This window comes from Psychroserpens mesophilus (assembly GCF_000826645.1).
GTDB lineage: Bacteria > Bacteroidota > Bacteroidia > Flavobacteriales > Flavobacteriaceae > Psychroserpens > Psychroserpens mesophilus.
Genome location: NZ_JXJP01000001.1, coordinates 305087 through 329712, shown reverse-complemented (window position 1 = coordinate 329712; position 24626 = coordinate 305087). Strand labels below are relative to the sequence as shown.

22 protein-coding genes are annotated in these 24626 nt (G+C 32.6%); 6 read left to right on the top strand and 16 right to left on the bottom strand.

The window, feature by feature from the left end; all coding sequences use genetic code 11:
* Positions 1–9 precede the first annotated feature (9 nt).
* The 14 genes from TD18_RS01440 to TD18_RS01375 form a co-directional block, all read right to left on the bottom strand.
* Positions 10–426 (bottom strand): Fur family transcriptional regulator, encoded by a 417-nt coding sequence (locus TD18_RS01440; protein WP_040247487.1) that lies wholly within the window; start codon positions 424–426, stop codon positions 10–12.
* 2 nt (positions 427–428) lie between these two features.
* A complete protein-coding gene (locus TD18_RS01435; RefSeq protein ID WP_040247484.1) occupies positions 429–1634 on the bottom strand; it encodes an efflux RND transporter periplasmic adaptor subunit in 1206 nt (401 codons plus the stop codon).
* Between the two features lie 4 nt (positions 1635–1638).
* A complete protein-coding gene (locus TD18_RS01430; protein WP_040247482.1) occupies positions 1639–5973 on the bottom strand; it encodes a CusA/CzcA family heavy metal efflux RND transporter in 4335 nt (1444 codons plus the stop codon).
* A 122-nt stretch (positions 5974–6095) separates the two neighbouring features.
* Positions 6096–6491, bottom strand: coding sequence for a hypothetical protein (locus TD18_RS01425; protein WP_241480624.1), 396 nt, complete (start codon positions 6489–6491; stop codon positions 6096–6098).
* 68 nt (positions 6492–6559) lie between these two features.
* Entirely contained in the window at positions 6560–7663 is a 1104-nt protein-coding gene (locus TD18_RS01420; RefSeq protein ID WP_040247478.1) for a DUF4238 domain-containing protein, read from the bottom strand.
* Positions 7664–7667: 4 nt separating this feature from the next.
* Entirely contained in the window at positions 7668–9353 is a 1686-nt protein-coding gene (locus tag TD18_RS01415) for a hypothetical protein (RefSeq protein ID WP_040247477.1), read from the bottom strand.
* Positions 9350–10930, bottom strand: coding sequence for a hypothetical protein (locus TD18_RS01410; protein WP_152611282.1), 1581 nt, complete (start codon positions 10928–10930; stop codon positions 9350–9352). The genes TD18_RS01415 and TD18_RS01410 overlap by 4 nt, the downstream gene beginning before the upstream one ends.
* A gap of 110 nt (positions 10931–11040) precedes the next feature.
* The gene (locus tag TD18_RS01405; protein WP_040247472.1) at positions 11041–11478 is read right to left on the bottom strand and encodes a hypothetical protein; all 438 of its coding nucleotides are present in this window, start codon (positions 11476–11478) and stop codon (positions 11041–11043) included.
* 59 nt (positions 11479–11537) lie between these two features.
* Positions 11538–12266 carry a P-loop NTPase family protein gene (locus TD18_RS01400; protein WP_040247471.1) on the bottom strand — a complete coding sequence of 243 codons (729 nt, stop codon included), beginning with the start codon at positions 12264–12266 and terminating at the stop codon, positions 11538–11540.
* Positions 12267–12275: 9 nt separating this feature from the next.
* Positions 12276–12842 carry a hypothetical protein gene (locus TD18_RS01395; protein ID WP_152611281.1) on the bottom strand — a complete coding sequence of 189 codons (567 nt, stop codon included), beginning with the start codon at positions 12840–12842 and terminating at the stop codon, positions 12276–12278.
* Between the two features lie 97 nt (positions 12843–12939).
* Positions 12940–13227, bottom strand: coding sequence for a helix-turn-helix domain-containing protein (locus tag TD18_RS01390; RefSeq protein ID WP_040247465.1), 288 nt, complete (start codon positions 13225–13227; stop codon positions 12940–12942).
* A gap of 78 nt (positions 13228–13305) precedes the next feature.
* Positions 13306–14088, bottom strand: a complete 783-nt coding sequence (locus TD18_RS01385) for a hypothetical protein (protein ID WP_040247459.1) — start codon at positions 14086–14088, stop codon at positions 13306–13308.
* A 24-nt stretch (positions 14089–14112) separates the two neighbouring features.
* Positions 14113–15405, bottom strand: coding sequence for a tyrosine-type recombinase/integrase (locus tag TD18_RS01380; protein ID WP_052460990.1), 1293 nt, complete (start codon positions 15403–15405; stop codon positions 14113–14115).
* A 216-nt stretch (positions 15406–15621) separates the two neighbouring features.
* On the bottom strand, positions 15622–16392 hold the full coding sequence (locus TD18_RS01375) for a M90 family metallopeptidase (RefSeq protein WP_040247454.1): 771 nt from the start codon (positions 16390–16392) through the stop codon (positions 15622–15624).
* Between the two features lie 111 nt (positions 16393–16503).
* Here TD18_RS01375 and TD18_RS01370 point away from each other — a divergent pair, with 111 nt between their 5' ends.
* The 4 genes from TD18_RS01370 to TD18_RS01355 all read left to right on the top strand — a co-directional run bounded on the left by TD18_RS01370 (position 16504) and on the right by TD18_RS01355 (position 21202).
* Positions 16504–16974: a nucleoside deaminase gene (locus tag TD18_RS01370; RefSeq protein WP_040247451.1), complete on the top strand. Its 471-nt coding sequence runs from the start codon at positions 16504–16506 to the stop codon at positions 16972–16974.
* Between the two features lie 3 nt (positions 16975–16977).
* Positions 16978–18390, top strand: coding sequence for an FAD binding domain-containing protein (locus tag TD18_RS01365; protein ID WP_040247448.1), 1413 nt, complete (start codon positions 16978–16980; stop codon positions 18388–18390).
* Between the two features lie 19 nt (positions 18391–18409).
* Complete coding sequence (locus TD18_RS01360; RefSeq protein WP_241480623.1) at positions 18410–20707, top strand: xanthine dehydrogenase molybdopterin binding subunit; 2298 nt, start codon at positions 18410–18412, stop codon at positions 20705–20707.
* A 102-nt stretch (positions 20708–20809) separates the two neighbouring features.
* Positions 20810–21202 carry a hypothetical protein gene (locus TD18_RS01355; protein WP_206540208.1) on the top strand — a complete coding sequence of 131 codons (393 nt, stop codon included), beginning with the start codon at positions 20810–20812 and terminating at the stop codon, positions 21200–21202.
* A gap of 24 nt (positions 21203–21226) precedes the next feature.
* On the opposite strand, the gene TD18_RS01350 is transcribed toward TD18_RS01355, so the two are convergent.
* Together TD18_RS01350 and xdhC are read right to left on the bottom strand one after the other, a co-directional pair.
* Entirely contained in the window at positions 21227–22234 is a 1008-nt protein-coding gene (locus TD18_RS01350; protein WP_040247444.1) for a hypothetical protein, read from the bottom strand.
* Positions 22224–23000 (bottom strand): xanthine dehydrogenase accessory protein XdhC, encoded by a 777-nt coding sequence (gene xdhC / locus TD18_RS01345; RefSeq protein ID WP_052460989.1) that lies wholly within the window; start codon positions 22998–23000, stop codon positions 22224–22226. Before xdhC ends, TD18_RS01350 begins: the two co-directional genes overlap by 11 nt.
* A gap of 176 nt (positions 23001–23176) precedes the next feature.
* Here xdhC and TD18_RS01340 point away from each other — a divergent pair, with 176 nt between their 5' ends.
* Positions 23177–23512, top strand: coding sequence for an arsenosugar biosynthesis-associated peroxidase-like protein (locus tag TD18_RS01340; protein WP_040247441.1), 336 nt, complete (start codon positions 23177–23179; stop codon positions 23510–23512).
* Positions 23513–23570: 58 nt separating this feature from the next.
* Positions 23571–24626 carry an arsenosugar biosynthesis radical SAM (seleno)protein ArsS gene (gene arsS / locus TD18_RS01335; protein ID WP_040247438.1) on the top strand — a complete coding sequence of 352 codons (1056 nt, stop codon included), beginning with the start codon at positions 23571–23573 and terminating at the stop codon, positions 24624–24626.

Genomic DNA, 24626 nt, shown 5'->3' with positions numbered 1-24626 from the left:
GAAGTGCAATTATTGTCCACTACATTTATCACAAATACCCTTGACCACCAAATTGACATTTTCTGAAACGAAACCTTCTGGCACTTTAATTTGGGGAATCTTATGTTCTGTTAAGCAAATGGTTTCGTTACAGTTATTACAATGAAAATGTAAATGCAAGTCAGTTTCAATTTCACAATTGCAACCATTTTCACATAAAGCATATTTTGTTATACCCGTCCCATCGTCTATTTGATGTACAATATCCTTTTCTTCAAAAGTTTTAATAGTTCTGTACAAGGTAGTTCTATCTGCTTTTACAAAAGCATGTTCTATATCACTCAGCGTAACAGCAACCTCCTTTTCTGCAAGAAACTTATAAATAAGTAAACGCATTGCCGTAACACGTATATCTTTTGACTCTAATACTTGTTCTATTGTTTGCATAATTAATGTTCGTGTTCAGCTTCTCCTTTTTTCATTTCTGCGATAAGGTAATAGGCATTATTATAAGCAAATTTTGTATTTGGTTTTATATATTCAGAAAATTGAACTGATATCCAATTACCATCTTTTGCTCCTAAATGCACTTCATAAGGTTTAAAACTCCAATCTTCATTTTCTTTTTCTGCTGAAAACACAAAAAACCGATCACCTTCTTTTACTATAGCACTTTCAGGCATTGCCATAGTTTCAGCATTTTCAGTTTGAATTTTTCCTTGAATATACATTCCAGGAATTAGATTCCCTTTTTTGTTTTCAATCTCAGCATGTACATGTACTGCTTTAGGATTATCTTCAAATGTTTTACTAACGGAATATATTTCAGCTATTAATTCTTCATCTTGCATTGATTGGACATTAAAGGTTACTTTTTGACCTTTTTTTACTTTATAAACATCTTTTTCAAAAACCATTAAATCTGCGTGAACATGATGGGTATTTACGATTTCAAAGAGCTCGGTTTGTGGTTCAACATACTGTCCTGTTTTTACTTCAACTTTTTGAACAAAACCATCTATTGGGCTGCGTAATGATATACTTTGAGCAATTGTTCCATTTCGTACTGATGACGAATTAATGTTTAATAATCTCAATTGCGCTTCCAATCCCTTGACCATAGCTTTAGAAGCTTCATATTCTGCTTCAGCTTTTTGGTAATTTGCACCAGAGCCAACTCCTGCATCATATAATTTTTGCTGACGCTCAAAGTTCTTCTTTAAAAAATTACTATTGCTAAAAGCATTCAAATAATCGGTTTGCATTTGAATAATATTTGGATGTGAAAGATAAGCTACCACTTGACCTTTGTTCACCTTATCGCCTTCAATCACTTTTATGGAAACTACATTTGCGCCAACTACTGATGTTATGGCTGCTTCACTTTGTGGTGGAACTTCCAAAGTGCCATTTGCTTCAACATAACCACTCATATTGCGTAATGCCAAGGTGTCAACTTTCATTTTTAAGGCTTCAAACTGTTGTTGTGAAAGCATCACTTCTTCGCCTTCGCTATGTCCATCGTTTTCTTCAGTTTTTTGTACTTCGTTATGGGAATGACCATCACCCTCTTTATGGCTTTCTTTATTTCCGCAAGCAACAACTAAAAATGAAACTGTTAGTAGTGCTAAAATTATATATCGTGTGTTTTTCATTGTCTTATTGATTAAAATATTGTAATTGAAATGTACTTTCTAAATAGTTCACTAATGCCGTTTGTGCTTCCAATTCTGATTGAATAGCTTCTTTTATAAGTTGTGTAAATGCTGTGTAGTCAATCTCTCCTTCTCTATAAGCAAACAATGCACCCGTTTTTTGTTCTTTAATAAGTGGTAATACTTCATTCTTATAGAACAGCCAAGATATTTTCCATTTTTGGTAATTCTCTTTAGCTTGATTAAATTTAGATTGTACCTCCTTTTGCTTAAACTGCATATTAGTTTCGGCAATTTGTCTATCAATTTTTGCTGTTCTAACTTGTGCTTTTGTTGTACCAGATAAAAATGGTATGGAAATACCAGCTTGATAGGTATAAAACCCTGAATTTCCGTTTACGTTTTGCAAACCACCTTGAAGGTTGAACTTTGGTAAATTTTCAGCTTTGGCAGCTTTAAAGTTTGCTTCTGCCTCTGTGAGTTGAAGTTGAGAAACAGTATATAAAGGGTGTGCTTCAATACTAAAGGATTCTACATTTATTTCGCTCTCTATATCAATTTCATCTGAAACCGTATAAAAATCATCTGATATCAACCACAAGTTTAATTGTTGTAAAGCAATAACATATTCACTTTTTGATTGCAAAAATTTATTCTGAATCTGTAAAGCTTGATTTTTGGCTGCCGAATATTCCAGTTTAGAAATGGCTTCGACTTCATAATTTAGTGCTACTGCTTTTTCAAAGTTGGTATAGATGGAATCTAACTCTTTGTATAAATTATAATTCCTTTTACTCTGTAAAGCATTTGCCCACGCTTTCTTTACTTCCAATTCTAAATCTAATTCTGAAAGCTGATAGGCTTTTTGGGCTAACTGAATACGTTGCTCCAGTAATTTCCGCTTTGGTGCTATACCAAACACGTCTATATTTGATTGACCAACTCCAATAGTGGTGTAAATACCTGATCCATTATTGATTTCTTCACCACCAGTAAAAATTTGAGTAGTACCAAAATCGAAAGCCGTTCCTTTTAATTGTAGTTGCTTATCAATTTCGAGTTGTTGTTGTTTTAAACATGGATAGTTTTCTTTAGCCAATTTTACAGCTTCTTGCATCGAAATAATTGGTAACGAATCATTTATTTTTTGCGCATTTCCTGTTATTGGCAACAAAAACATAAAAGCCACCATAGCAGTAACTGTAATTACCTTTTTGTTAGCCCTAAAATTGAATGATTTGTTTTCTACCCAATGATATAATATAGGTAAAACGAATAATGTTAATAGTGTAGAGGTTAACAAACCACCAATTACAACAGTTGCTAAAGGTCGCTGAACTTCTGCACCAGCCGATGCTGAAATTGCCATAGGCAGAAAGCCTAAAACATCTGTAAAAGCAGTTAACATTATAGGTCTAATTCTTCGCTTTGTACCTTCTATAATTCTATCTTTTAGATTGGTAACTCCTTCTTCTTTTAACTCATTCAAACCACTAATCATTACTAATCCGTTTAATACTGCAACACCAAACAACACAATAAAACCGACTCCTGCCGAAATACTAAAAGGCATATCACGCAACCATAACGCTACAACACCTCCAATGGTTGCCATTGGGATTGCTATATAAATCATCAAGGTTTGTGGTAAGGATTTTAATGCAAAATAAATCAGTACAAAAATGAGTAACAAGGCAATAGGGACAACGGTTTGTAAACGGTTACTGGCACGTTCTAAATTTTCAAAAGCACCACCATAACGAATGAAATAACCAGAAGGTAGTTCTAATTGTTCATCTAATTTAGTTTTGATTTCGCCTACCAATGATTTAACATCACGACCTCTTACATTAATACCTACATAGGTTCTTCTATTGGTATTGTCTCTACTGATTTGCATTGGACCACCTTTGTAACTTATATCAGCTACTTCGCGAAGCGGAATTTGCACACCAGAAGGTAAGTTGACAAACAAATTTTGAACATCTGTTATGTCCTTACGATTACGAGAACTTAACCTAACCACCAAATCAAACCGCTTTTCACCTTCAAAAATAACGCCAGCTGTTCCTCCTGCAAATGCTGATTGTACAATTTGATTTAAGGTATTTATTTGAAGTCCATATTGTGCCAATTTATTTCTGTTATACGAAATCGTCATTTGCGGCAAACCTGTTGTAGCTTCCGCTTTCATATCGCCAATACCTTCTGTACCAGCAATAATTTTAGATATTTCTTCTGCTTTTTGAGATAGCACCTCTATATCTTCACCATAAAGTTTAATAGCAATGTCTTCTCTAACACCTTCGAGCAGTTCATTAAATCGCATTTCAATAGGTTGGGTAAATTCATAGTTAACACCAGGAATTATTTCCACAGCTTCTTTCATTTTTTCAATGAGTTCGTCTTTTGTTTCAACGGTTGTCCATTCGCTTTTTGGCTTTAGAATTACAAAAACATCGGCTAAATCCATTGGCATTGGATCTGTTGGAATTTCTGCAACACCAATTCTACTTACAATTTTCTCAACTTCTGGAAACTTTGCTTTTACAATTTGTTCAATTTTTGTAGTCGTTTCAATCGTTTCTGTAAGTGAGCTTCCGGGTTTTAAAATGGCGTGAAATGCAATGTCGCCTTCATCTAATTGTGGAATAAATTCGCCGCCCATTCTCGTGAACATAAAGACTGTAATTCCGAATAGCACAACTGCAATACCAATAATCCATTTTCCTTTTTTCAATGCTTTTACCAATAAGGGTTGATACTTGTCCTCAACCCAAAGCACAAATCTATCTCCATAAGATTTTTTGGCACTTTTTGGCGCTCTTAACACCAATGCAGACATCATTGGAACATAGGTTAAACAGAGTACCATTGCGCCAATCATAGCAAAAATAAAGGTCAATGCCATTGGTTTAAACATTTTGCCTTCAATGCCTTCTAATGCTAATATGGGTAGAAAAACAATTAAAATAATCAGTTGACCGAAAAAGGCAGCATTCATCATTTTTTTTGAAGCATTTGCTGCAACACCATCACGTTCTTTGGATGTCAATTTTTTCTTCTTATAGAGTTGCGAAGCGATTAGAAAAACGGTACTTTCTACAATAATCACAGCACCATCTACGATAATTCCGAAATCTATTGCTCCTAAACTCATTAGGTTTGCCCAAACATCAAACACATTCATTAGTATAAATGCAAATAATAGTGATAATGGAATTGTTGAAGCAACGATTAAACCACCTCGCCAATTGCCTAATAAGAAAATAAGAACAAATATTACTATTAATGCACCTTCAATTAGGTTGGTAGCAACCGTTGAAGTCGTTTCTGCTATTAATTTGCTTCGGTCTAACAAAGGTTCGATAATGACACCTTCTGGCAATGATTTTTCAATTTGAGCCATTCGCACTTTTACATTCTCAATAACATCGTTTGAATTAGCGCCTTTAAGCATCATGACCAAACCACCTACGACTTCACCTTCACCATCTTGTGTTAATGCACCATAGCGAATAGCAGCACCATACTGTACCGTAGCAATGTCACCAACAGTAATTGGAATATTGCTTGAGTTTTTAACCGTGATCTTTTTAATATCATCTAAACTACGTACCAAACCTTCTCCACGAATGAAATTGGCTTGATGGTTCTTTTCAATATAAGCACCACCTGTGTTTTGATTGTTGGCTTCAAGGGCTTCAAAAACATCGGTAATTGTTAAACCAATAGCTTTTAATTCGTTTGGATCAACAGCAACTTCGTATTGTTTAATTTTTCCACCTATGGCATTTACCTCAACTACACCTTCTACCATTGCCATTTGACGTTGTACAATCCAATCTTGCATTGTGCGCAAATCAGTAACTGAATATTTGTCTTTATACTCTGGTTTTACTTTAAGTGTGTATTGATAGATTTCTCCTAAACCAGAAGAGATAGGTCCCATAGCAGGTTCGCCAAAACCACTTGGAATTTGTTCTTTAACTTCGTTTAGCTTTTCAGCTACTAATTGACGTGGTAGATAGGTTCCCATATCATCGTCAAAAACAATAGTAACCACAGATAAACCAAAACGAGAAATGGAACGGATTTCCTTTACATCAGGTAGGTTGCTCATTGCAACTTCTACTGGATAGGTTACAAATTGTTCAATGTCCTCTGTACCTAAATTTGGTGCTTGTGTAATGACCTGTACTTGATTGTTAGTAATATCTGGAACAGCATCGATGGGTACTTGGGTCATACTCCAAATACCTGCTCCAATAATGGTAAGCGTTAGCAAACCAATAATGAATTTGTTATTGATTGAAAAATCAATGATTTTATTAATCATAGAAAATGTTTTAATTCAGTTAAACTTTTCGCTACAATTCTGATATAAAAATTGAATTACACGAAATGAAAAGAACCATATAGGCTCAAAATTGGATATAGTTATCCTTTAAAAAAACTGAATTACGCCCTTGGTGGCTGGAAAAGTGATTCCAAATATCTGGAAGTGAAGTTTACTTTATGTAAATTGTATTGTTTTTTCTCTTCAAACTTTAGTCGATTGTTTAAAGCTAAATTATTGTTGGCAATAATTAATACTAAAGGATGACAACACTGATTATGGGAATGAACAGGTGTATTTTCCTTATCTGGGTTATGATGATGCTCTTCATTTTGAGTATCACTGCCAAAGTAATCTTCAACCACATATTCAAGGAAAGAGTCACCATAAACTTTATGGTCTTGATAATGGGTAATAACGTTTGAAATTTCTTTAATTGGTCCACAAAAGTCCATATCTATACTTATCCCTTGAAAAAAGAGTAAAATAGACATTGATATGGAAAAAAAGATTTTCATATAATTTATACAAATATATCAATTATTTAATGCAATGATGTTGCAAATGATGTTGCAAAAGTATTATACTACCACTTACCCATTTTAGAAAGTACTTTTTTATACTTCAGCATTTGTATGTCATCCTTACAATAAGGGTGTTCTAATAACTCTTTTAACTTACCAATAAATTCCTTGGAAACAAATCCTTTTTTCTTTAAAATATCAAATAGTATCAGAGCTTGTTCTGCTCTGTATTTAGCTTTTTTCAAAAACTCTTCTCCATTTTCTGGCTTTTCATAATGGTTTTGAATTTCAAAATGTTTATCAATATCACCTTTATAAGCAACTAACAAATTTTCAGCATTCTGTTGTGTTACCCCATTTGTTGTAAAGACATAATCTCTGTCTTGTGTAAGACGATTAATTCTCGTTTGTCCATCTGCGTAATCATTAGGATGAATCTCTAAATAATGTGAACGATCCAAGGGCAAAGTAATAACTGCTTTGGGATCATATAAACCTTGAAATTTATTAGTTTCAAAATGCCTAATTGAAACTGGATTATCGCAAGTAATTATTGGCGCATTTGAATCTTCTATTTTAATTACATTTATTGTACAATCGTATTTGTATTTAACAAAGTTTCCCCATTGTTCAAGGTGGTTAACTAAGAAGGCAGTTCTTGAACGTTCATCGTACTGTTTTTTAACCTCCTCTATTTCATCAATATGAAATTCCATTTTCTCTCCAAATAAATTCATTTTTATCAAACCATGTTCATTTGCTGTATAAGCTGCCCTATCAAAGATTTGTTTATTCATACCTTTTTGAAGATTTAAAATTCTTGGTGTACGAAAATATAATGATAGACATACATATAGTACTTGAATTTTTTGCTCTTGACTAACTGTCAATACCTTTTCATCTACAAGTAATTTATATATTTTTGGAAACTCGCTATCAACATTTTCAGCATAATGTTTTTCCAAGGCGTATTTTACTTCATCTGATTCAGCAGGAATTGTATAAATGTTTTTTTCAAAACAAATATCTTTTGTGCTTATTTGCTCTAAAAGCATATCATTGTCCATTTTATAAACATCGACAAAATGATTTCTTTTTCTTCCTTCAACTGCAAAGTTCTTTAAATATGAACGTGGTATATAATGTTGCTTTATTGGATTTGACATTATTCTATTCTTTTGTTGAGACTTCTTGTTTCATTAAAACTCGCCACGTTAAAGGAAAAGGTTGGCTTTTGTAGTGCCTACTTGCAACGTGAGCAACAATGTCGAAACTATGTTTAAAAATTTTAAAGTCCTTTTCTGGTCCGAAGAGTTCCATTTCTGATACAATTTCTTTTTTGTACTCTTCTACATTCTCGTATATTGTTACAGAATGTTTTAGTGTTCCTTCGCCACGACTATAATCCTGAACACATATTTTATTTTCCATTTCTTCAAGTGGAAACCATATTTGCAAGTTCAAATCTGGAAAAAGTTCAGTAGGGATCTTGCGGACAAATTGATATAGGTCTTCATCCTTTAAAACTAAAGTGTATTCTGCCAATACAAGAACTATCATTGAAGACTGAATTTCACATTCTTCATCTCCATTATGAATATCCACCAGCTTATCATAACTTTTTCTAAACAATGGGAAAAACTTATTTATTTTATATCTGTTATTAAAACCTAAAGTCATTTCAAAAATCCATTTTTTGGCTGGGTTAAAGTTTCTTGTAAAATTCATTAAGTTAAGTGCTAAAGCTATTTCAATACTATGTACATCGTATTCTGGATATTTTGAAGGTGGATTGTTTTTTATAAACAAACATAATCCGTTACTAATTGAAAGAGCGCTTTGGTAATATGTTTGAGCATGCTCTTCATTACCTTCTCTATAATGGATTCTAAACTCTTGTATTTCCGTCAACCCTATTGTTGCTATAATTCCTATTTCTTCCCAAACATTAAGACTGTACTCTAGACTATTTCTGCTGTATTTATATATACTGTGCTCTGTTTTGTAATGTTTAGCAACTTTGTTAAAATAATAGACACCTATATTTCTTTTTAAAGAATGGATTTTGTAAAATTCCTGTCTTACAAAATTTTTCTCCAAATGATTACCTTCTTGCATAAAGTGCCAGCTTAGTAACAAACATCGTTCACTTGCATAAATTGAAGGTTTCAAATTATTATTGTCTTGAGACCATTTATATATAATGTTAAGGCATAATCGTACCAGTCTTAATTTTTTTAATATTTGTCTTTTTTGTTTGGGTTGCTTGTCTAAAATTTTTTGAATCAGCGTATAGAAATGTGATAAATCATAATCTGGTAAATCTAAAAATGCCAAAGATTTTCTTAATAAAGATTGATATTCTTGTGGAAATAGTTTTTCACTAACAAGATAGTCGTCAAGCATTGCAGTTATTTCGCCTGTACCCCAAAAATCATATTCAACAGCATCTGTAGTATTCTGGTCGATATATTGTGTCCAATCAACTAAAACATTTTGATTTATAACACCATTAGTACAAACTATTATTTTTTTAGGAAGTTTTTTTAAACGATTTGTTAGTGATGTTGGAATAAACGTGTCTTTAATTTGGTTTAGAGTTGAGCGTATGGCGTTGACATCTCCATCCCAAGTGGTTCTTGTTAGATTACCTTGTTTTACAGCGAACAAAAACACCTTCTTAATACCATCTTCTGGATCAATACCTACAGCTGAAATATCTACACCAAATTGACGACCTTTCATTGGCTTTGAGATAGTTGTAAATTTCATTCCAACTAGCAGATCAGTCAGCAACACATCAAGTTCTTTATCTTCTTTTAAAAGATTAATATATTCACTCAGTAAAAATCTCATTGCCTTCTTTTAAAATTTTGCCATAGTAACCGTTCTGTTGCTTGACCTATGGGGTCTATAAATTCGCCTCTTGGCATTTCGCCACTATGCGAAATAAGTGCTGGTGTCATCTTTTCGGTGTATTTGCCTTGGTATTTTGAAAATGTAGACTTTCCCGTTCTGTAATTGATATTCGTAATCATACTTAAAAATGATGAACTTTCTGATTCACTCTCTTTATAGGATTTATTAAATTTTCTATTCTGTATTTTATTATAATATATCATTCTTCTCTCTGAAGGCGCAAACTCTTTTAGGTTTTCTAGATCTGAATACGCCTTGTATTTATCTTCCCCTTCATCAACAATATCTTTTATTATTTTTTTAAGTTTTCTATTGGCAGTCTTCTTTTTTAAATTTAAAAACTCAATAGTTGAATAATAATTAAAAATTAAGTGGTTAATAAATAAATCAGCTAAGAAAATTACAACCTCTTTATTGTCTACTTTTTGTTCGAGTATGGAATATATCAAAGATAAAGAGGTGTCTTTATCATAAACATAGGCAAGTATTTTGTACGTGATATATTCAATATCGTAATCTGAAAAGTCCTTTATTAGAACTTCTGAAACCGTCAATCCTGATAAATCCCTCATATATCTAGCACTATTCATTTCAAAAATGGCAATATGAAAATTTGGATTGTCTTTATTTAACCAATTTGTATATAGCTTTTGGAAATCTGAATAAAAATCATCGCAAAGTGTATTCAGCAAATGGCTGAAATATTCTATTTTTCTAGCATTTTTTAGACTTATCCCTACCCAATCTGTAATAAAACCAACTACCAAATCTAAATTGGTTTTAGCCACATTTTCCAATCGATAAGCCAATTGATTATACGCTCCTGCATGTTCTATATCAATGTGAAGCAACAATGGAAGATATTTTTTAAAGAGGTGTATTTCGTTGCCTAAATCTATATTGTAATCCAAAAAGTAAATGAGCTCTAATTGAATTTCAATAGTATTAATACTTGATAGCTTATCTATAATTTTATCTGCATTTTTTAATTCATTTCTTTTATTTCTAATGGTAAAGAAAACTGATGGCCATAACTCCTCAAGAGTCTTATTATTAATAATACTATTGAATTGTTTTTCAATCCAGCTTACAAATGTTTTTGGTGTTGTTTTCGCTAACAAGTCAATTTTAACGATAGATTTTATTCCTATTTCTTTTAAGCCTAGGTTATCATCTTCAATTAGGCGCTTAATCTCATCCATTGCAAACTTTTGGTCTGAATGATATAATCCAGATAGAATATCCATTAATGTAAAATACGAATCAGGATTTTTCGTTTCAAGTGTTTTTAAATAAATTTCTCTTCCAAATGAAGCATCCTCTTTTGCTTCGCGAGTAATGGCTATTTGAAGATTTCTTGTAGGATAATTACTTTTTAAATTTTGAAGTAATTCTGGTAGTGCCTTAACATAAAGGTCTATATCAACATTTTTAATATTGTCACAAAAGGTTCTATAATCTTGCCATCGATTGGAAGGCTCTTTATTGTCTAATAAGTCTTGTAGAAATTGCAAATGAAAAGGGTTATAATTTTTTAAATTTATAACAAAATTAGTTGATTTAATTAATTGGCAAGACAATTATTATGCAAGCAAGTATGTATTTTAATTAAAATAGAATCCATTTAAAAATTTTTAATATTCGTAATAAGATTACTTAAATCGTTAATTCTATTCTTCAATTTCTCAATATCTCCTTTAGTTGCATGTAAAGAACTTGGATTAAATAGTTTCTTTAATCCATAAATAGTTGCATCGGCTGTTACAGAACCTATTGCTGCACTACCTATTTCAGCAGCATTTATAGTAGGTTTTAAGCTTTCTTGTAAAGTAGCTAATTTATCCTCTAATGATTGTATTTGTGATGACACGTTATCAGGTATCATTAATTGTCCGCTTTCTTCAACTTCAACATCTTGTTTCTTGTAGTGACCTGATATATACTTGTAGTTATTTCTTTTATAACTTGCTTTTGTTTTACAACTCGTTGTGCAATACACATGATTACTCCTTCTTGATTCAAACAGTTGATAACAATATTTACAGTTTTTGTCAGTTTTCATAGTTTTTTGGGTGTTTTTTTACTCTTAATACGTTAAATAAAGTTTTATTTAACCTTTTATCATCTTCTAAAACTTGATCCTTTAAATTCAATAATGTTGAACATTTCATGGAAACGATCATACATACGACCTCCATATCTTAATCCGAGATCTTGCAATGTTTGTTTCGCGCAGTTATTATTTGTTGTGTAGTTACAAGAAACAAATGTTATAAGATTTTTGTCATAACGGTTTATTAATACTTCATCGATGACATCCATATGCCCGTAATTACTTGCGATTCTTTCAGAACTAATATCATCAATAAACATTAATTTCCGCTCAGCATCTTTAATGAAACTTTGTTTGTCCAATGGTGTTTGACATATTTCATATTTATGCACAAGTTCTTTTGAGGTATAAATCTTCAATCTCAAATTTGGGTAATTTTTAAAGATGTTTTGAAAAACCTTCATATAATCTGTCTTTCCTAAACCATAACCACCTATTATCATAAAACCCTTTTCGAAAGAAGGAGCACTTATATCTGCTCTTAAATTTTCACATTCAAAAAACTTTTCATCTTTCAAAAAATAAAAAAACAACGGTTTCAGATTATTTAAAACATTTTTGTCCTCATGAAATTCTTTATTATACATTTCTTTAAATGTTTTCAAAAAAGCTTTCCATAATTCCTGTTTTGTAAATTCATTTAAGGGTTTCATTTGATTATCGGTATTTGATTTATTAGTATTTCTTTTGATTTGACTTATGATTTGACCAGCCTTTTTAAAATCATTACTTCTCATTATAGCAGATTATCTATTGGTTAATAATTCAGTTTTTGATTTATTCTCAATTTTATTAGTTCTTTCATTTGCCAACCATTTTTTTAAACGCTTTTTAATTTCAAAAAACCTCTCGGTTTCATAACGCATTTCAGATTTATCTGAATTTAATTCACTCCAATAATCATAAAAAGATTCTAAAACTTTAATTTCATATTGAGAGTGTTTAAAAACTTGTTTTTTAAATCTTTCACGTCTATCATCAATAGTTTTTTTATTCGTTTTATTTTCTTTATTACTTTCTTTAGTTGTTGTTATTTGATTGTTACTTGTATGTTTTTTGATTGTTACCTGATTGATAACTGGCTTGTTGTTTTCAGCTTTAGATGATTGAAATTTATCATAATTGATAAGGGTTATGAGCGTAAATCTGTTTGTTGCTTTAATTTTGATGTATCCTCCTTCATGAAGCTTTTGCAATGCAGTTCTTATAACTTGTACAGATAACTTTAACTCTGTTGCCAAGTGATTGTTTGAAGTAATTAGTTGACCACGTTCAACAAGGTGTCCTTGCCACTTTTTATCTTTAAAGTTCACCTTAAATATTAAATGGAAATATAATCGTGATACATTTGGAGACTGGTACCATTCCCAATCCATTATATCCCTGTGTATGAGTACATATCCAACCATATTAATCCTGTTTTCTAAGTTTTTGATATATATCACTTTTTTTGTAGTAAACACGGTTACCTAATCTATAACTGGGTAGAATACCATTCTTGCGCCAGTTCCAAAGTGCTTGTTTAGAGCATTTCAAAAATTTAATTGTCTCATCAACTGTCAAAAGCTCTTCCTCGTCTTTTACAGTTGGCTGGTATGTATCAAAAAACTTCTTTAACCTACTGTCAACACCTATTAAGATATTATCTGTAAGCTCCTCAGGAGTTATTAGGTAAACGTGTGTTTGTGTTGACTTCATTTGATGTTATTTGGGTTTATTTCTATTACAAAACTACCACCAAACAACATTTTTTAAGGTACTAAAAGGTACTGGTACCTATTCCATAATTTTCAAATTAGGTAAGTGGAAACCATGGTTAACAAATCTTTCATTTAATGTTATATACTTTTCAGCATCTACATTGCCATATTTCTTTAAAGTTTCATTAGATGGAATATCATTAGCAAAATCAAAAGAATTTAGTATTCTATTTGATAGCTTCTGATAATTTATATCATCGTTACGTTTTCTCGGTGGCTCAATATAGCCTTCCTCAATTAATTGGGAAATAAAATATGCTAAATGTGAAGGTTTTCCAGACCACACTAATTTTTCACCTACTTCCTTTTGAGTTTGTAATTGATTAACACCTTTCATGAAATCTTCAATTATCGATTTCCTGTAAATAATATTTTCTTTCAGTTCTTGCCAGGCTACTTTATGGGATATTAGATAATCTTCAAAAAGCGGCTTAAGGATTTTACCTTTTGTTTCTATAAATCCATCTTCCAATTTAATCTCATCATTACTTCCTCCTTCCGGCATATAAGCTTTTGCATTATTTACCAAATAATCTATTTTTTGTAATAGCTTATGTTTAATAATCTGAGTAAAAAGTTTTTTATTTTGAGCTTCTTCAAAATGAAAACTCAAGAAATCATCAATTTCTAAGATATCTAATTCAAATAAAATTTTATACACAAAGTATTTGAGATAAAAATCATCGACCAACTTAGGTTCTAAATAATCATAATTATTTAGTTGATAATTTAAATCAACATCTTCTTGAGATTTATTGTAGTGAATTTTATTTACTACAAATACGTCTTTATAATTCATAGGTAAAATTAAATTAAGTTTTAATTATTGAAAAAAAGCGCTGTCAGCAATTTTAACTGCTCGCTCTTGAGGTGTCACTTTAATGTACTTGTAGAATTCTCGCTCTGTAGAATGCCCACTAATAGCCATTATATCCATAGTTGGCATTTTCGACAAATATGCATTCGTACAAAAAGACCTGCGAGCGGTATGTGAAACAATTAGGCTATATTTTGGAACAGCTTTACTAACTTTTTTCCCTCCTATTGTTCTTTGGACTGAAATTTGCTCATTAATTTTTGCAACCCTACCAGCTTCCTTGATATATTCATTAATATCAGGATCATTATATTTTCTTGGAAGACCACCATCATACCTATCTTTCAAAATAGCTTTTACTCTTGGATGTATTGGTACATAGACTTTTTTATTAGTCTTCTTTTGTTTAAACTCAAAAACCTCTTTACCATTAAAAACCTTAATCTGCTCTTTAGTAATTCCATTATAATCCGACACTCTTTGACCAGTATAATAACCAATTAAGAAAATGTCTCGAGCAAGCTCCCAATCTTTTGTTTTGGACAAATCAGCAGTAAATAATGCATCGATTTCTGATTCCGTTAAATAAATCGAAACCGTTTCCTCAGAAACTGCTTTAAATTCTCTATGCCTATATTTAAAAGTAGTATTAACACCTTCTTCTGATGCTCTGTTTAGAATAGTTATCAAGTTTTTAATATGCTTACCGATAGTATTTATCGAGTAATTTTTCTTTTCTAAGTACTGAATTAAGGTGTAATAAAATTTTAAATCAATAGATTCAAAATCCAAATCATATTTAAGTTCCTTATTAAATTCCTTTAATCTACTTACAGTTTGCTTATATGACCTTACTGTAATTGGACTTAATTTAACAGCACCAATATTTTTTGCTTGATTCTCTTTTATTTTTATGTAATCATCCGCAAACTCAAAAAAGGATGTTATAGGTTTTTCTAACTCTTCAGTTTCACGAATTATTTTTTCTAACAAACTTTTGAGAATTTTTCTATTTTGTTTCTCAGCTTCTGATAGGTTAGAAATTTGATTAACAAATTCGGATGAAAACCTTAGTAAGTCTTTATTTACTTTTTCTCTATTTTCAATAGTTGATATAGCTCTAATTCTTTGATTAGCTTTATCCCAATTTTGCGGTGCAACTTTATATCCTGTAGCGAATTTAAGACGATTGTTTCTCCCAAAACTATAATCCAATATAATAGAAGTTTCTGTTTTAGAGTTAACATCTTTTAGTCTAAATTTAATAGTTCCTGAAGTGGACTGAATGGCTTTGCTCATAAATAAAATTTAAAAGGGACAACAAAAGGGACAACATACCCTTTATTTATTGTTATATCAAAAGTAATGAAATTATTCAAAAACTACTACAGAACCAGTAATAATAAGGATTACACATAACATCAATTAAAATGAAATAACATGTTATAAACCAAAAAGTGGTACTGGAGGCACCACCACTAAAAGCCCGATTCTATAGAATCGGGTTTTTTGGTTTTATAAGTTCACCCTAAAGCTTTTAGAAAGCAATGTATACAATTCAGGATGTTCCTTTTTTAGTCGTTCTGGGCTTTCAAAAAAGTATTCTGAAGCAACAGCAAAAAATTCTGCTTGATTTGTTGCTCCATAAGCTCTGAGTTTTGATCTATTCCTGTGAATGTTTTCCATTTCTTCATGAATTAATTTCAACCATGGAATAGTAAATGCGTTGTTCATCAAAATTTCCGGAATACCGTCAATATTATCATCCATTTTATCAATAAGATGAATAAACTCATGTATCGCAGTATTTCTACCATCATTATCATTACTAAATCCGTGATGTAATGCCTTTCTGGATAAAATCATTTTACCTTCTAATCGACCTGTACCAACAACGCCAGCTATTCGTTTAGATTTACTTTTATCTGAAAACTCAAAATCTTCATTGAAATTATCAGGATACAAAATCACACCACTTAATTTGGTATAATGCCAATCTTTAAAAGCAAAAACCGGTATTACTGCGCTTGATGCAATAAAAATTATGTCAAGTTCTGTGATTTCTAAGTTAACACTATCAATATAGACTTCATTTAAAAACTGCATCATGCGTTTTTGAAATCGGAACTGCTCTTCAGTACTTAAAAGCTTATAAAATTCAACTTCTTGTAACATGATAGTATGCCAAGATTCAGGAAATGGTTTTGCTTTCTTTTTTCTGGTTCTGTAAAAAGCATAGCCTACAAAAACTACTAAACCTATAAATGCTAAAAAATAGATGCTCATAATCGATACGTTATCTAAACCTTTCCAAGCTAAGCATTTTTAAAATAATTACGTTCATTTTACCACAACTCTTAAAATGATTTGTATTTTTCGGTAAAATATATCTTACGTATGTGTAAAGAAAAATTTATGTTGGAAGCTGTTAATGCGGCTTTAAAAGGAATGAATAACAACGAGGGCGGACCATTTGGTTGCGTCATTGTTAAAGACGGAAAAATCGTTGGACGAGGGAATAATAAAGTTACATCCACTAACGACCCAACTGCTCATGCTGAAGTAACAGCGATTAGAGATGCTTGTAAAAACCTAAACTCGTTTCAATTAGATGGCTGTGAAATTTATACGTCATGCGAACCCTGCCCTATGTGTTTAGGCGCTATTTATTGGGCAAGACCAGATAAAGTTTATTATGGAAGCAATCAGGTTGACGCTGCAAATATTGGCTTTGACGATGAGTTCATATACAAGGAAATTCCGCTACCTTATGCCGAAAGAAGCATTCCATTTGAGCAATTAGCTAGAGAAATTGCCTTACAACCATTTCAAGAATGGACTAAAAAAGAAGATAAAACAGAATATTAATTCATGATATCCTTCATTCTCAATAAAAAAACGATAAACACACCTGAACATTCAGGAATGACCTTATTAGATTTTGTGAGATATGACCAACGACTCACTGGCACTAAAATTGGATGTCGTGAAGGTGATTGTGGTGCATGTACAGTTCTTGTCGGAAGTCTGAAAAATGGCACTATTGAATACCAAAGTATCACCTCCTGTATTTCACCTTTAGGAAATGCGCATGGAAAACACATCGTAACGGTTGAAGGCACTAATCTAAAAAATACTCTCACCATTGCTCAGGAAGCAATGAAAGATAATTATGCCACACAATGTGGATTTTGCACTCCTGGTTTTGTTGTGGCTCTTACAGGCTTTGCGTTATCGAATTCTGAAAAGAATTACAATACTGCACTAAACGCTATTAGTGGAAACATTTGCAGATGTACAGGCTATAAAGCTATTGAAAAAGCTGCATATCAAGTAGTTGAAAAATTAGAGCATAAAACAATCGAAAATTCCATGAATTGGTTGATCGAAAATAATGTCGTTCCCGACTATTTCGCATCTATTCCACAGCGCCTAAAAGACATTGAAGCCAAAGACTTAAATCAGCCCAAAGGAAAATATATTGCTGGTGGAACCGATTTATACGTACAACAAGCCGATGATTTAGTAGGTGATTCAGTGCATTTAATTGCCGAAAAAGACTATTTAAAAGGGATTAAAATTGAAAACGACGTCTGTACAGTCGGAACAAATTCAACGGTGTCTGATTTATGGAATCATACACAAATCAACAACTACTTTCCCAATCTGAAGAAACATCTTAAGTTAGTGTCTTCAGAGCAAATTAGAAATATGGCCTCTTTTGGTGGTAATCTTGCAAATGCTTCACCAATTGGTGATATGACCATTTTCTTTTTAGCACTCAATAGTGATATTATCATTACCAACGAACGAGAAGAAGAGCGAGTAGTTTCATTAAAAAACTTCTATCAAGGCTATAAAACCTATGATTTAAAAGATGGAGAACTTTTAAAACAAATTAGCTTTAAACTGCCAACAAATCAGTCGTTTTTCAATTTCGAAAAAGTCTGTAAACGAACCCATTTAGATATAGCAAGTGTCAATTCTGCCATAAGTATCACTATCAAAAATGGAACTATTGAAGACGCTCATGTGTCAATTGGTGGAGTTGCAGCAATTCCAAAGTATTTGCACGACACTTCAAATTTTTTAACTGGAAAATCATTAACTTCAGAAACGATACTTGAAGCTGGTGAAATACTTCAAAGTGAAATCTCACCCATTAGTGATGTTCGTGGCACTAGCTCTTATAAACGTCTCTTAGGAAGACAATTATTTTTTGCGCATTTTACAGAATTATTTCCGAAGCAATTTACCTTACACGATTTTATTCAGCATGCATAAAAACAATTCAAATAACACCTTGAAATCTAAATTAGATGCTGTTTCAATCTCATTAAAACAAAGCATTAAAAATTTAGATTCCTATACACATGTTCGTGGTGAATCGTTGTATGTTGATGATGTAAATATCAGACAAGGCACATTCCACGCAGTCGTTTTTGATTCGCCAAAAGCACACGGAAAAATAAAACATATCGACTATTCTAAAGCGGAAGCTTTGGAAGGTGTGGAACGTATTTTTACACACAAGGATGTGCCTGGTAAAAATCAGATTGGTGGCATCATTCCAGATGAACCTCTATTTGCTGAAGACGAGGTTCATTTTTGGGGAATGCCAATTGCATTAATTGTGGCTGAATCTGAATTTATCGCAAGAAAAGCCAGAAGTTTAATTGAAATTGATATTGAAGAACTTCCGGTTATTACAACGGCAAAGCAAGCCAAAGCTAAAGGAAGCTTTATCAATGCACCTCGTTCATTTAGTTTAGGTAATACTGAAAAAGGATTTGCAGCTTGCGAGTATGTTTTTGAAGGAGAGACCTTTTCAAATGGTCAAGAACATTTATACATCGAAGCACAAGGCGCTTATGCCGAACCTCTTGAAAACGGAAACATAAAAATAACCTCATCAACGCAAGGACCAACAGCTGTTCAAAAAACAACGGCTCAAGTTTTAGGTGTTGCTATGCATAAAATTGAAGTGGATGTGACGCGTTTAGGTGGCGGATTTGGAGGCAAGGAAGATCAAGCCACGCCTTGGGCTGTCATGGCTGCTTTGGCTACCTATCATTTAAATCAGTCGGTAAAATTAATATTGAATCGACACGACGATTTACGAATGACTGGCAAACGCCATCCTTATGAAAGTACCTATAAGATTGGCTTATCAAAAGACCTGAAAATTTTAGCTTACGAAGCTGAATTTCTTCAGAATTCTGGTGCTGCTGCCGATTTATCGCCTGCTATTGCTGAGCGAACCTTATTTCATGCAACGAACAGTTATTTTGTTCCGAATGTAGAAACTACTGTCATTAGTTGCAAAACACATTTGCCACCTAACACTGCGTTTCGTGGTTTTGGTGGACCACAAGGGATGTTTGTCATCGAATCTGCCATCGCCAAAGCAGCACATGAGATTGGTGTGACTCCAAGACAAATTCAGGAAGCAAATCTTCTAGACGAAAGCGATAGCTTTTCCTATGGTCAAATTGCGAAACAGGTTGAAGCCAAAAACACTTGGGAATCGGCAAAATCGACTTATAACATTAAAGCTTTAGAACAAGAGGTTGAAGACTTTAATAAGAAGAACACCAACTTTAAAAAAGGACTTGCTTTAATGCCTATTACTTTTGGTATTTCATTTACCAATACACCAATGAATCACGCGCGAGCTTTGGTTCATATTTATCTCGATGGAAGTGTGGGCATTAGCACAGCAGCTGTTGAAATGGGACAAGGTGTAAACACTAAAATGATGCAAATTGCAGCTCAAGTGTTTTCTATTCCTATTGAACATATAAAGATTGAGTCCACCAACACCACTCGCGTTGCAAATACATCGCCTTCTGCTGCGAGCTCAACAGCAGACTTAAACGGGAAAGCTACGTTAAAAGCTTGTAACGCTTTACTTGGTCGTTTAAAAACTGTGGCTTCAGAAGATTTAAAAGTTTCCGAAGAAAACATTGAATTAAAGAATGAATTTGTTTTTGTCAATGGTAAAAAATCAGAATTATCATGGACAGAACTCATCAGTAAAACCATGTTAAAACGTGTAGCTTTAACTGAAAATGCACATTATGCAACACCAGAGATTCATTTTGATAAAACTAAAGAAAAAGGTCATCCATTTGCCTACCATGTTTACGGAACTGCTATCATCACAACCACTGTAGATTGTACGCGTGGCACTTATGAATTTGATTCGGTTAAAATTGTTCACGACTACGGAAAAAGCATGAGTGAAGGCATCGACTTAGGACAAGTTGAAGGTGCCTTAGCACAAGGAATTGGCTGGATGACAATGGAAGAAATTGCATATAACGATGATGGTAAATTACTGTCAAATGCTTTATCGACCTATAAAATTCCTGATATCTTTTCAGTACCAAAAGAGGTTGAAGTGATTCCTTTAGAAACTTCAGGTCATGACTTAGCCATCTTAAAATCTAAAGCCGTTGGAGAACCTCCTTTAATGTATGGCATTGGTGCTTATTTTGCGATTCAGAATGCCATTAAGGCGTTTAATCCAAATTATAATTTGAAATTTCATGCACCTATGACTCCAGAAAAAGTTTTAATGAGTCTCTACGAAAAATAACGCCTTATCGCACTACACTACAAAACACAAAACATCTTTAAAGGCGCACTCATTTATAGTGCTGGCGATTCTATAGCATCTCTTTTATTAGATGAATTTTCAGTGTATCGCTTCCTAGGAATGATGTTTGTTGGTGCAACTTTTTATGCCTTTGAAATACCGAATTACTTTGACTGGATTGTCAAAAAAACTGAACATCTAAAAGGTTTAAAAGCAACATTAACCAAAACAGGTTTAGCCATAATGTATTTTAATCCCTTGTGGATTGCCAGACATTTATTATTTATCAAATTATTTTCTGGTGAGATGGAAGCTATTGGCTGGAACTTGATGCAGATCGCCTTGTGGTCGTTTGTGGTCAATATTCCGATTTCGTTTATAGCGAATTATATCATTCAGAATCGATTTAAACTCAAATGGCGTTTTCTTGGAAGCGCAATTTTTTCAGCAATAATGGCTATTTATTATGCTTTAAGCGAAACTATTTTTAGTTAAATCTACTTTGAATTTGAATGTAAATCATTCCGAAGATACTTTAAAACAAATACAATTAGAAATACTATTTGCCATAAAATGTTTAAAACGTGTATAACCTTTGAGGTGTTGTGTTTCCTTCCAAGTAAACGAAATAATCTGCCTGAAATACGGGAATAAATCCAGCGCATTAGAAATGTCTTCCTTGTATTGCGACTCCTTTTTACTAAGATATTTCTTGACCAATTTTAATAAAAAAGGACCAATGATGAGATACCAAAACAATAAAATCATAAAACTGCGAAGCATGATATACACACCTTCCTTCCACCCAAATAAATCACCTCCAAAAAAAGAAAAGGCTATAACAATAGAAGTTACAGTTAACAACCAAATCCAGATGACCTTACTTTTAAATGATTTTTTTGTAGTGCTTTTCTCTGAACTTAAATCAACAGGTTCTAAATAAAAATCGTCTTGTTTTTTGTGAGATATAATCCTAATCATGCTTTTAATGAAAAATCCGGCTAGAATGCCGCAAATACCGTAAACCAAAAGATAGGTTGTGACCAAAACTGAGGTTGTAGAGGTTTCAGAAACAAAATCTAATTTCTTTTGTACTGAAGCGCCATAAATATTTACAGCTTCCCAAAATCCTGTTCCGTAAACAATGGTAAGTATTAATAATTTCTGAAGTGCAGATTCTAAAAATGTCACCATTCCTAAAACCATAAGTGTTATTCCTTTCCAGGAAAAATTCGCAAAGAGTAATGTTCCAAAAAATGCTTGAAAACTAACAGCAACATAAGCACCAAATGGCGAATACGGACTAACAGCCATTTTAATGATCAACACGACAAGAAGCGCTTTTAAAATGGCTTTCGATTTGTTTTCAGCATAATATGCAATTAAACTAATGAGTAAAATAGAAATTCCACCCACAATAATTCCTGTAAAAGGTGTGCTAAATACATGTAAAAAACCACCCAGACCAGATTCATTTAAAGCCCAAAGTGCGGTTAATTTATCGATGACAGCCTTATTATTCTTCATTTCTGTAATGCACTTCTAATAATTGTGCAACAACGCTAATTGCAATCTCTTTTGGTGTATCACCTCCAATTTGCAATCCGATAGGGCAAACCACATTGCTCATACCTTCAGGAATGTTCATGTCTTTGATAAGCATATTATTAAAACGCACCTTTTTGGTTTTACTTCCAATTAATCCTAAATACTTAGTGTCATTTTGAAGCGCCATTGCAACAATTTCAAAATCGATAGAATGATCATGAGTTAAAACCAAAACATAACAGTTTTTTCCCCATTTCACAACATCTCTAAACGTTTTAAAATCATCAATATTAACCTCACAACACGTTATACTTTCATCTAAAGCAAAGTCATTAAACCAATCCTTTCGGGAATCAATGAGGTTAACTTTAAAAGGTGTATCGACTAATAGTTTGGCGATTTCACATCCAATATGTCCTGCTCCAAATAAAAATAATTCTGGTGATTGGTTCATTGGTTCTATCATAAATTCAACTTTTCCGCCACAACATTGCTCAAACTCAGGACCTAAAGTGTAACTAGATTCGATAATTCTGTTTTCTTGAAGCGCTTTCATAGCTTCTTGTGTGGCAAGAAATTCTAATTTCCCTCCTCCTATGGTTCCAAAAAGTTGTTTGTCTTGGGTTATTAGCATTCGCGAACCCACAACACAAGGTGTTGATCCCAAGCATTTTGTAACAGTAACCAGAGCGACAGGCTGTTGCTTTTTTCTAAATTCTGATAACTTTGCTATCCAGTTCTTCATGATTAATAAAAACAGAATTTAAAAATAAGACTTTTTTAATGTAAACCATACGTCCTTCTTCTGATAAAATAAAATAAACAGAAAGCTAAATTTTCTGTTAAGTTTTGTAATTAATACCGACTTAAAACTTAATATCTATTATTTTCGTAGATGTGTTAACTCATAAATTTATTTATATGTCTAAAACATATTATGACCCAGCTGATCTTAAAAAGTTTGGAAAAATCACAGAATGGAGTGAAGATTTAGGAACCAAGTTTTTTGAATATTACGGAAAAGTATTTGAAGAAGGTGCCTTAAGTGCTCGTGAAAAATCGCTTATAGCTTTAGCCGTGGCACACACCGAACAATGCCCTTATTGCATTGATGCCTATTCGCAAGACGGTTTACAGCGTGGAATTACTAAAGAAGAAATGATGGAGGCTATTCACGTTGGTGCTGCTATTAAAGGTGGGGCAACACTGGTTCATGGTGTTCAAATGATGAATAAAATTAATAAACTTGACGGATAATACATATAAAAAACCTGCATTTAAGCATTTCCGTAAATAGTTTAAAGACAACTCATTAATGGCAACAAAATCCCTACAGAAAAGACATAGCGATTTAGCAAACAGTAATAGACAGATGGAAATTTTATCAAATGGTATTTTTCGAAATGGAGAATTACCAACTTTTAAAAGTAAAATTTCTGAAACTAGTCAATTTCCTTTAAAGTCAAAAAAATTAGAAATCTTACAAATCAATGTTGGATACATGTGCAACCAGGTTTGTGATCATTGTCATGTTGATGCTGGACCAGATCGCAAGGAAATCATGACCAGAGATACTATGAAACAGTGTTTGGAAGTCATTAAGAATTCTGGTGCACATACCTTAGACTTAACAGGAGGCGCTCCAGAAATGAATCCAGATTTTAGATGGTTTGTTGAAGAAGCTGCTAAAGTAGGTATTAAAGATTTTATCGTGAGATCTAACTTAACTATCATAAGAGCTAACAAAAAATATTACGATTTACCTGAGTTTTTCAAAAAACATAATGTTCATGTGGTGAGTTCAATGCCTCACTGGACACGAGGAAAAACAGATAAACAACGTGGTGATGGTGTTTTTGACAAATCAATAAAAGCCTTGCAAGAGTTAAATGCTGTTGGCTACGGAATGCCAGGTAGCGCTTTAAGATTAGATTTGGTTTATAATCCGTCTGGCGCTTTTTTACCAGGAGATCAACTGTCTATGGAAAAAGATTTTAAAAAGGCCTTACTTGAAGACTTTAGAATTCAGTTTCACAACCTTTTTGCGATTACCAATTTACCAATATCACGATTTCTAGATTATTTAATCGCTTCAGAAAATTATGAAGATTATATGTATCAACTGGTTGAAGCCTATAATCCTTCAGCCGTTAAAAATGTAATGTGTACAAATACCTTATCTGTAAGCTGGGATGGCTATTTATTTGATTGTGATTTTAATCAAATGCTTGAACTCCCTGTGAATAGTAAAGTAAAACACATTTCAGAATTTAATGAAGAATTATTAGAAGGAAGAAACATAGTCATTTCACAACATTGCTACGGATGCACAGCTGGCGCAGGAAGCAGTTGCCAAGGTTCAGTTACTTAA